Below are 9,681 nucleotides of genomic sequence, written 5' to 3' on the forward strand. Positions count from 1 at the left end.
CAGCCCACCCGCCCGGCCTCTGACAATTTCCGTGTGCGTCCACCCACGGAAGAAAAAGAAGAGCAAAAGCAGCTTCGCTGGGCGGTCCCTGTAGAGCCGAGCCCATGCTCGGCTGCTCTCCGCGAGATCTCCAGCCGAACATCGGCTCGGCTCTACCTTCCATCTCCCTCCGACCCCAGAAACCGCCTTTGCTTCCGCCGTCCGCTCCGCCTCATGAACCTGTCGAGGCCGGGGTGGTGTGGGCTCGCGGGGGCGTAAGCGCCATGGATGGCGCGCCCGAGCCTCCAGGGATGGATTCACGGCGTCCCCCGCGATCCCACACCGCCCCGGCCCACCCACAGCACCAAGAAGCGCCAGCGCTCTGGCCGTTGCCGTTGCTGTTGCTGTTGCCGTTGCCGTTGGCCTCTGCCTGCCGCAGGCATCGCCACCCGATACAATGACCATCTGCCGCAAACCGGCATCCCATCTCCAGAGCCAAAGAGTTGCCCATGTCCATCGTCCGCATGACCGACCTCGACCTCTCCGGCAAGCGCGTGCTGATCCGCCAGGATCTGAACGTGCCGATCGAGAATGGCCGCATCACCTCCGAACAGCGCATCACCGCTTCCCTGCCGACGCTCAAGCGCGCGCTGGAGCAGGGCGCGGCGGTGATGGTCACCTCGCACCTGGGGCGCCCGAAGGAAGGCGTGTGGAGCGAGGCCGATTCGCTGGCGCCGGTTGCCGAGCGCCTGTCGGTGCTGCTGGGCCGCGAAGTGCCGCTGGTGCGTGATTGGGTCGACGGCGTCGACGTGCAGCCGGGGCAGCTGGTGCTGCTGGAAAACTGCCGCATGAACGTCGGCGAGGGCAAGGACGATGAAGCCCTGTCGAAGAAGTACGCCGCCCTCTGCGATGTGTTCGTGATGGATGCGTTCGGTACCGCGCACCGTGCGCAGGCGTCCACCCATGGCGTGATCCGTTTCGCCCCGGTCGCGGCAGGTGGCCCGCTGCTGATGGCCGAGCTGGATGCGCTGGCACTGGCACTGGATGCACCGGCCAAGCCGCTGCTGGCCATCGTCGCCGGCAGCAAGGTCAGCACCAAGCTGGAACTGCTGGCCAACCTGGTCGGCAAGGTCGACCAGCTGATCGTCGGTGGCGGTATCGCCAACACCTTCATCGCGGCGGCCGGCTACAAGGTCGGCAAGTCGCTGTACGAGCCGGACCTGCTGGATACCGCGAAGAAGATCGTGGCCGACGCCAAGGCGCGCGGTGCGGACATCCCGCTGCCGGTGGACGTGGTCACCGCCAAGCAGTTCCTGCCCGACGCGGTCGCCGAAGTGAAGGCCGTCGATGCGGTGGCCGAGGATGACCTGATCCTGGACATCGGCCCGCAGACCGCCGCGCAGTATGCAGAGCTGATCCAGAAGGCCGGCACCGTGGTCTGGAACGGCCCGGTCGGCGTGTTCGAGTTCGAAGCCTTCAGCAAGGGCACCGAAGCGCTGGCCCGCGCCATCGCCAGTTCGCCGGCGTTCTCCATCGCCGGTGGTGGCGACACCCTGGCTGCGGTCGACAAGTTCGATATCGCCCAGCAGGTCAGCTACATCTCCACCGGTGGCGGCGCATTCCTGGAATTCCTGGAAGGCAAGACCCTGCCGGCGGTCGCCGCCCTGGCCGCGCGCGGCGCATGAGCGTCGACCTGCGGGTGGACGGAGAAGAGCGTGCAACGCTCTTCTTCGACATGGACGGTACGCTGATCGATTCGGAAGTGGGCATCACCACCTGCATCGCCTATGCGCTGCAGAAGATGGACCATCCGGTGCCGTCGCAGGAAACGCTGCTGGGCTGGATCGGTCCGTCGCTGCGCACCACGTTCGCGCCGCTGTTCGGGGATGCCGAACGGGTCGAGCAGGCCGTGGCCTTCTATCGCGAGCGCTTCGACGTGGAAGGCTGGCGCGAGCACACGGTCTATCCGGACATCGAAGCAGTGGTGCGCGCACTGCACGAACGGGGCCACCGCTTGGCCGTGGTCACCGCCAAGAACGAGCCGCATGCCCGCCGCATCGTCGAGCATCTGCCGTTCGGTGATCTGTTCGAGGACGTGATCGGTTCAACGCCGGATGGTTCGCGCAGCAGCAAGCCGCAGCTGGTGGGCGAGGTGCTGCATCGCCTGCAGCTGGCGCCGGAAGGCTGCTGGATGATCGGCGACCGCCGCATGGACATCGAAGGCGCCCGTCATCACGGCCTGCGCAGCGTGGGCGTGCTGTGGGGCTTTGGTGGCGAGCAGGAGCTGACCGAGGCCGGTGCAGGGCAGTTGGCCCGTGACCCTGCGCAGCTGCTTGCATTGCTGGCCTGACGTAGACGAGACAGCGCGCCGGGCCTTGCCCGGCGGCGTTTCCGCTGCCATCGGCCGGCGTATGTCCGGAACATGTCCGTGCGATGTCCCGCAGAGTCAGGCAGCACAAGGCTGTAACCGTATACATGGGACGTGAAGGATGTGCTAATTTCCGTCCTTTAACGGGAGAGGCCCATCCATCATGTTCGAGCGTCAGCGTCGCACCAAGATCCTTGCCACCCTCGGTCCGGCTACCGATCCGCCGGGCGTGCTGGAGGATCTGTTCCGCGCCGGCGTCAACGTGGTGCGCCTCAACTTCAGCCACGGTGACCCGTCCGGCCAGGCCAAGCGCGCCGCCGATGTGCGCGCCGCCGCTCAGCGTGTGGGCGTGGAAGTGGGCATCCTGGCTGACCTGCCGGGCCCGAAGATCCGCATCGAGCGCTTCGCCGAAGGCAAGGTGCATCTCAAGGCCGGCGACCGTTTCGACCTGATCGCCAGCACCAATGCCGGCCCCGGCGATGCGACCCAGGTGGGCGTGAGCTACCTCGGCCTGCCGCAGGACGTGACCGCCGGTGACGTGCTGCTGCTCGACGACGGCCTGATGCAGCTGCAGGTGGTGGAAGTGCAGGGCGAGCGCATCATCAACACCGTGCTCAATGACGGTCCGTTGTCCGATCGCAAGGGCCTGAACAAGCAGGGCGGTGGCCTGTCGCTGGGCGCGCTGACCGAGCGCGACAAGGAACTGATCGGCATCGTCGCCAAGATCGGCGTGGACTTCATCGCCGTGTCGTTCTGCCGCAACGCGCAGGACATGAACGATGCACGCGAGATCGCCGAATCGCACGGCTGCTACGCCGCGCTGGTATCCAAGATCGAGCGCACCGAAGCCATCGAGAACCTGGAAGAGATTGTCGATGCCAGTGACGTGGTGATGGTGGCGCGTGGTGACCTGGGCGTGGAAATCGGCGATGCCGAGTTGCCGGGCCTGCAGAAGAAGATCATCAAGGCCTCGCTGGCGCAGAACAAGGTGGTGATCACCGCCACCCAGATGCTGCAGTCGATGGTCGAAAGCCCGATCCCGACCCGCGCCGAAGTGCTGGATGTGGCCAACTCGGTCATCGACGGTACCGATGCGGTGATGCTGTCGGCCGAAACCGCTGCCGGCGCGTATCCGGTCAAGGCGGTCGAAGCGATGGCGCGCATCTGCCTGGGCGCCGAGCGCCAGTTCCAGACCGAAACCGACTTCGGTGCCTCGCCGCGCAACCTGGAACGTGCCGACCAGGCCATTGCCATGGCCACCATGTTCCTGTCCCAGCACGTGGGCGTGCGCGCGATCGTGGCGATGACCGAATCCGGTGGCACCGCCCGCTACCTGTCGCGTTTCCGTGCCTCGGCACCCGTGTTCGCGGTTACCCGCCACGACGGCGCACGCCGGCAGATGGCGCTGATGCGCGATGTGTTCCCGATCAACTTCGACAGCCGTGGCTTCACCCCGCGCGAAGCCGCACGCGGCAGCATCCGCCTGCTGGTGGAAGGCGGCATGCTGCAGGCCGGCGACCGTGTGGTGTTCACCAGCGGTGAGCACATGGAAACCCACGGCGCGACCAATACCCTGCGCCTGCTGGAAGTGGGCGACGACGGCCGCGCCAGCGGTCTCGGCGACCTCTAAGCCGGTTGCAGCAAGGAGCCAGATCCCGGCCCGGGATCTGGCCCGCTGGTGAACGCCTGCGGACATTTCCTGTCCCGTGCGGACGTGGAATCGTTTCCACCCTGGCCTCCACGTCGAGGTAACGGGGCGTCGGGGCTATACTTACGTTTTTCCCGCACCCGCCACAGGAAGTACATGAGCATCGAACAGCTGGCTGAAACCGCCCAGGCCATGGTTGCCCCGGGCAAGGGCATCATCGCGATCGACGAATCCACCGGTACCATCGCCAAGCGCTTTGCCAGCGTCGGCATCGAGAACACCGAAGAGAACCGTCGCGCCTACCGCGAACTGCTGCTGACCACGCCGAAGCTCAACGAGCACATTTCCGGCGCGATCCTGTACGACGAGACCATCCGTCAGTCGACCAAGGACGGCGTGCCGTTCGCCAAGTACATGGCCGACCACGGCATGATCCCGGGCATCAAGGTGGACAAGGGTGCGCACCCGCTGGCCGGTTGCCCGGGCGAGCTGGTCACCGAAGGCCTCGACGGCCTGCGTGAGCGCCTGCAGGAGTACTACAAGCTGGGCGCGCGCTTCGCCAAGTGGCGTGCGGTCATCAACATCGGCGAGAGCATTCCGTCGGGCACCTGCATCGAGTCCAACGCGCATGCGCTGGCCCGCTATGCCGCGCTGTGCCAGGAATGCGGCCTGGTGCCGATGGTCGAGCCGGAAGTGATCATGGACGGCGAGCACGACATCGAGACCTGCTACGAAGTCACCGAAGCCACCCTGCGCTCGCTGTTCGACGCGCTGTACCAGCAGAACGTGCTGCTGGAAGGCACCATCCTGAAGGCCTCGATGGTCATCTCCGGCAAGGGCTGCGACGAGCAGGCCGACGTCGAGGAAGTGGCCGAGTCGACCGTGATGTGCCTCAAGAGCACCGTGCCGGCGATCCTGCCGGGCGTGGTGTTCCTGTCCGGCGGCCAGAGCGATGAGCAGTCCACCGCCCACCTCAATGCCATGAACCAGATGGGCCACCTGCCGTGGCCGCTGAGCTTCTCCTATGGCCGTGCCATGCAGCAGGCGGCACTGAAGCTGTGGGGCAAGGACATGAAGGGCAACTACGCCGCCGCGCAGAAGACCGTCTACGAGCGCGCCAAGGAAAACGGCCAGGCCGCGCTTGGCAAGTGGAACGGCTGATCCGTTTCGCAGCATGAACTGAACAGGGCAGCGCCGGCATCACGCCGGCGTTTGCTTTTGCCGGTATCGTTGCCGCCTCCCGCACACCAGGCCAGTGCGTGGGGCATACATGGAAGGCCAAGGAGAAAAAATATGCGTATTACCGCAATCACGCTGGCCGTTGCCACGGTGCTGGCTGTCGGCGGCTGCAACCGGATGGGTGGCAGCCCGGAGGTGGGCAAGGCCCCCTCGCTGGAGTTCGACAAGCCGGTATCCGGCGAAATCACCTCGCGCAGCGGCGTCAATTTCAATGATGGCAGCCACCATCAGCTGTACCAGCTGAAGCTGGACGACAAGCAACTGGTCGGCATCAAGTTGACCGGCGCGCTGCGCGGCTCGATCGCCGTGTTCAACAATGGCGTGCTGGTGGCCAGCAGCAGCTCGGGCTACGAGCGCAGCGACGACGTCTCGCTGGCATTCCGCGCCAATGGCACTGGCAGCTACCAGGTGGCCATCAATGCCGACGGCCCCTCCGCCTTCGGCCCGTACCGCCTGCGCGCCGAGAAGCTGGTGCCGTATGACGGCAAGCCGATGGTGGCCGAAGGCGAGATCGTCGACCTGCTGGTCTCCAAGTCGCAGGATTACACCCTGCAGGTGGACAAGGCGGGCATGTACGAGATCCGCCTGGAATCGGATGCGTTCGATACCGTGCTGAAGCTGGATGGCAACGGCGCACAGTCGGAAAACGACGACGGCGGTGACGGCACCAATTCGCGCATCGGCATGCCGCTGGAACCGGGCAAGTACACCCTGCGCGTGCGCAGCCTGGGCGAAGACGCTACCGGCGCCTTCAAGCTGACTGCCAAGCGCACCGAGCTGCCGGCCAACATGGTCATGCGTGATGGCACCACCCTGCCGAACTCCGGCAGCGTGTTCGCCATGCTCGATGGCGAAGGGCGCCGCCGCTTCCTGCTGAGCCTGCCGCGTCCGGCCGATGTGCGCCTGGATGCGATTTCCAGCCAGGTGGATACGGTGCTGCGCGTGGTCGGTTCGAACGTGGAGCTGGTGGACGACGACGGTGGCAATGGCACCAACGCACGCCTGGAAGAATCGCTGCCGGCTGGCCACTACACCGTGGACGTAACCAGCCTGAGCGACGAAGCGGGCATGGTGGAAGTGCGCGTGCAGGTCGACGGCGCCGCTTCGGCCGCTGCATCAGCTGCTGCTACGGCGGCGGCCGACGCTGCCGCCGAAGTGACGAACTGACCCTGTCGCGACGGACGCAAACGAAAAGGCCGGGCAATGCCCGGCCTTTTTTTTCCCACGCCCTGCACTGTTTCAATGCGCCGGCACGAATCCGGTATCGCCCAGTGGAGGCAGCAGCGACCCGCGTCCGCTGTCGGCGACCTGACCTGCGGCCGACAGCGCCTGCTGGTAGGCCTTGGCGGTCGCCGTGTTGAATGCCACCAGCACGATCCGCATCGGCTGGGCGTGGCTGCGCTGCCAGGCCAGTGTTTCGGTCACCGCGATCTGCGCCGCCTGGTACAGCGGATAGCCATACACCCCGCAGCTGATGGCCGGGAACGCGATCGACTGCAGGTTCAGCGATTCGGCCAGCTGCAGCGACTTCCAGTAGCAGTTGGCCAGCAGTGCCGGTTCGTCGCGCTGGCCGTCGTGCCAGACCGGACCGACCGTGTGCAGTACGTGCCGTGCCGGAAGCGCATGGGCATCGGTTGCGCGCACCTCACCGGTCGGGCAGCGCACGCCGGGGCGCAGCTCCGGCAGACGCTCGCACTCGGCCAGCAGGCCGGGGCCGGCTGCACGATGGATCGCGCCGTCGACACCGCCACCACCGAGCAGTGATTCATTGGCCGCGTTGACGATCGCATCCACCGCCAGGGCCGTGATGTCGCCCTGCCACACTTCGATCTTCATGCGTCCGTCTCCTGCCTGTAGTTGTTGCGCGCCGTGCCCACGCTGGCTGTACCCACATCTTGCGGGACAGGGCATCGATGCTGCGTCATGACCGTCTCACGCACTGCGATCCGCGCTGTTCATGCACGATGGCCGGCAGCGCCTTCACGCAGGCTGAAGCGAGCGCCGCATGCAGGCGAAACGAAAGTTTCCGAAGTGGATTGCTTCTGATTTCCGGGGAAAACGGTCCGCTTGCAACGGCAATGCCCAGTCAGGATTGCCCAAATGGAAACGCCCACCGCGAGGGTGGGCGTCATCCTGCTGTCATCGACAACGCGGCGATCAGGGCAGACCGGCCAGCCAGTCGTCGTCGGAACCTTCATTGACGTCGGCGAACAGCGGCGTGGAGAAGTAGCGTTCACCGGTGTCCGGCAACATCGCCAGGATCACCGCGCCCGGTTCAGCGCGATCTGCCACGTCCAGTGCGCTGGCCACGGTGGCACCGGCGGAGATGCCGACGAAGATGCCTTCCTCCGCCGCCAGACGGCGGGCAGTGGCGATCGCACGGTCATCTTCCACCGTCACCAGTTCGTCCACCACATTGCGGTTGAGCACATCGGGCACGAAGTCCGGGGTCCAGCCCTGGATCTTGTGCGGCTTCCAGTCATCGCCCTTCAGCAGTGCGGCGCCTGCCGGTTCGGTGGCGATGATGCGGGTGTCGGGGCGGGCGACCTTCAGCACTTCACCGACACCGGTCAGGGTGCCGCCGGTGCCCCAGCCGCTGACGAAGTAGTCCAGGCGCTTGCCGGCGAAATCACGCAGGATCTCCGCGGCGGTGGTGTTGCGGTGGTAGGCAGGGTTGGCCGGGTTGGCGAACTGGCTGGCCAGGAACCAGCCGTGCTCCTCGGCCAGCTCGCGCGCCCTGCGCACCATGCCGCTGCCGCGCTCGGCGGCCGGGGTCAGGATGACCTTCGCACCGTAGGCGCGCATCAGCTTGCGGCGTTCCACCGAGAAGGTCTCGACCATCGTCGCCACGAACTTGTAGCCGCGTGCGGCGGCCACCATCGCCAGGGCGACGCCGGTGTTGCCCGAGGTGGCTTCGACGATGGTGTCGCCCGGCTTGAGCAGGCCACGCTGTTCGGCATCGAGGATGATCGCCAGCGCCAGTCGATCCTTCACCGAGCCGCCCGGGTTGAAGGATTCGACCTTGGCGTACACGGTCACGCCCTGCGGCGCCAAACGCTGCAGCTTGACGATGGGGGTGTTGCCGATGGTGTCTAGGATGGAGTCGTACAGGGCCATGGGAGCGCTCCAGGAACAGGCCGCGCCGGGCTCGGCGGGCGGAAGGGAAGAGGGCTGGCTGTTCAGGCCAGCGGCTGCCGGCTGACCGTAGCGCCGGCATATGACGCCCGGAAATGACCAGATACCTTTCTTAAACAACCTTTGGTTATAAGCTGGTGACGGCAATTGACCCTAGAGTGGACCTCCGCCCCCACATCGCCCGCCTGCCATGACGCTGACCCAGCTGCGCTACCTGGTTGCCATCGCCGACGCCGAGCTGAACATCACGCTCGCCGCCTCGCGGGTGCATGCCACCCAGCCCGGCCTGTCCAAGCAGCTCAAGCAGCTGGAGGACGAACTGGGCTTCCTGCTGTTCGTACGCAAGGGACGCAGTCTGGAGTCGGTCACCCCGGCCGGCACCGAAGTGATCAGCCGCGCCCGCGCAGTGCTGTCCGAAGCCAACAACATCCGCACCTACGCGGCCAACCAGCGCCGCGAGAGCCAGGGCCAGCTGATCCTGACCACCACCCACACCCAGGCGCGCTTCGTGCTGCCGCCGGCCGTGGCGCGCATCAAGCAGGCTTATCCGCAGGTCAGCGTGCACCTGCAGCAGGCGGGTGAGGCCGATGCGCTGGACCGGCTGAACCAGGGCGATGCCGACATCGCGATCATCAGTACCGCCGGCAGCGAACCCAGCGACGGCATCGCCGTGCCGCTGTTCCGCTGGCGGCGGCTGGTGGTGGTGCCCAAGGGCCATCCGCTGGACCGCGCCGGCCGCGTGCCGGATCTGGCAGCATTGGCCCGCCAGCCGCTGATCAGCTACGAATCCTCGACACGACCCAACTCCTCCCTGCAACGTGCCTTTGCCGCGCAGAGCCTGGTACCCGATCTGGCGCTGACCGCGCTGGACGCCGACCTGATCAAGACCTATGTGCGCACGGGTCTGGGGGTGGGGTTGCTGGCCGAGATGGCGATCAGCGCCAACGATGAGGACCTGCGGGTATGGCCGGCACCGGCGCCGATCACCGAGTGCGTCGCCTGGGCGGTGCTGCCACGCGACCGGGTGCTGCGCGATTACGCGCTGGAGCTGGTGCATGTGCTGGCCCCGCAGATTGATCCGCGCGACCTGCGGCGGGTGCTGGACGGCAACCAGGCCGCGTCCTGGCCGGTGCCGCCGACCTGGGAATCGCTGACGCAGACGATCACAGTCTGAGGGGGTGGGGCGAGCAGGGCTGCGCCCTGCATCTGCTACCGGCCGGAGCAACAGCAACAGCAACAGCGTGCATTCCGTGGGGTGGCGGGGCGGTGTCGGAGTGCGGGGACGCCGCAAGTACGTCCCTGTAGGCTTGGC

General features: G+C 66.4%; 8 protein-coding genes. 6 read left to right on the plus strand and 2 right to left on the minus strand.

Annotated elements, in window-relative coordinates; genetic code table 11:
* Positions 1 to 488: 488 nt before the first annotated feature.
* The 5 genes from GIW57_RS23250 (at position 489) to GIW57_RS23270 (ending at position 6,401) form a co-directional block, all read left to right on the plus strand.
* Positions 489 to 1,664 carry a phosphoglycerate kinase gene (locus GIW57_RS23250; RefSeq protein ID WP_099820848.1) on the plus strand — a complete coding sequence of 392 codons (1,176 nt, stop codon included), beginning with the start codon at positions 489 to 491 and terminating at the stop codon, positions 1,662 to 1,664.
* A complete protein-coding gene (locus GIW57_RS23255) occupies positions 1,661 to 2,329 on the plus strand; it encodes an HAD hydrolase-like protein (protein WP_236513079.1) in 669 nt (222 codons plus the stop codon). Before GIW57_RS23250 ends, GIW57_RS23255 begins: the two co-directional genes overlap by 4 nt.
* A 181-nt stretch (positions 2,330 to 2,510) precedes the next feature.
* Positions 2,511 to 3,977, plus strand: coding sequence for a pyruvate kinase (pyk, locus tag GIW57_RS23260; protein WP_089236630.1), 1,467 nt, complete (start codon positions 2,511 to 2,513; stop codon positions 3,975 to 3,977).
* Positions 3,978 to 4,151: 174 nt separating this feature from the next.
* Positions 4,152 to 5,156: a class I fructose-bisphosphate aldolase gene (locus GIW57_RS23265; RefSeq protein WP_100460198.1), complete on the plus strand. Its 1,005-nt coding sequence runs from the start codon at positions 4,152 to 4,154 to the stop codon at positions 5,154 to 5,156.
* A 132-nt stretch (positions 5,157 to 5,288) separates the two neighbouring features.
* Positions 5,289 to 6,401 (plus strand): ABC transporter substrate-binding protein, encoded by a 1,113-nt coding sequence (locus tag GIW57_RS23270; RefSeq protein ID WP_236513080.1) that lies wholly within the window; start codon positions 5,289 to 5,291, stop codon positions 6,399 to 6,401.
* Positions 6,402 to 6,473: 72 nt separating this feature from the next.
* Here the strand turns inward: GIW57_RS23270 and GIW57_RS23275 are convergent, their stop codons facing one another.
* Together GIW57_RS23275 and cysK are read right to left on the minus strand one after the other, a co-directional pair.
* Entirely contained in the window at positions 6,474 to 7,070 is a 597-nt protein-coding gene (locus tag GIW57_RS23275) for an O-acetyl-ADP-ribose deacetylase (RefSeq protein WP_100460196.1), read from the minus strand.
* 321 nt (positions 7,071 to 7,391) lie between these two features.
* The gene (gene cysK, locus GIW57_RS23280; RefSeq protein ID WP_099820853.1) at positions 7,392 to 8,351 is read right to left on the minus strand and encodes a cysteine synthase A; all 960 of its coding nucleotides are present in this window, start codon (positions 8,349 to 8,351) and stop codon (positions 7,392 to 7,394) included.
* A 208-nt stretch (positions 8,352 to 8,559) separates the two neighbouring features.
* On the opposite strand from cysK, the gene GIW57_RS23285 reads away from it, so the two are divergent.
* Positions 8,560 to 9,543: a LysR family transcriptional regulator gene (locus GIW57_RS23285; RefSeq protein ID WP_089236625.1), complete on the plus strand. Its 984-nt coding sequence runs from the start codon at positions 8,560 to 8,562 to the stop codon at positions 9,541 to 9,543.
* Positions 9,544 to 9,681 lie beyond the last annotated feature (138 nt).

The sequence above is a fragment of the Stenotrophomonas sp. PA-6-5C genome (assembly GCF_021605635.1).
GTDB lineage: Bacteria > Pseudomonadota > Gammaproteobacteria > Xanthomonadales > Xanthomonadaceae > Stenotrophomonas > Stenotrophomonas lactitubi.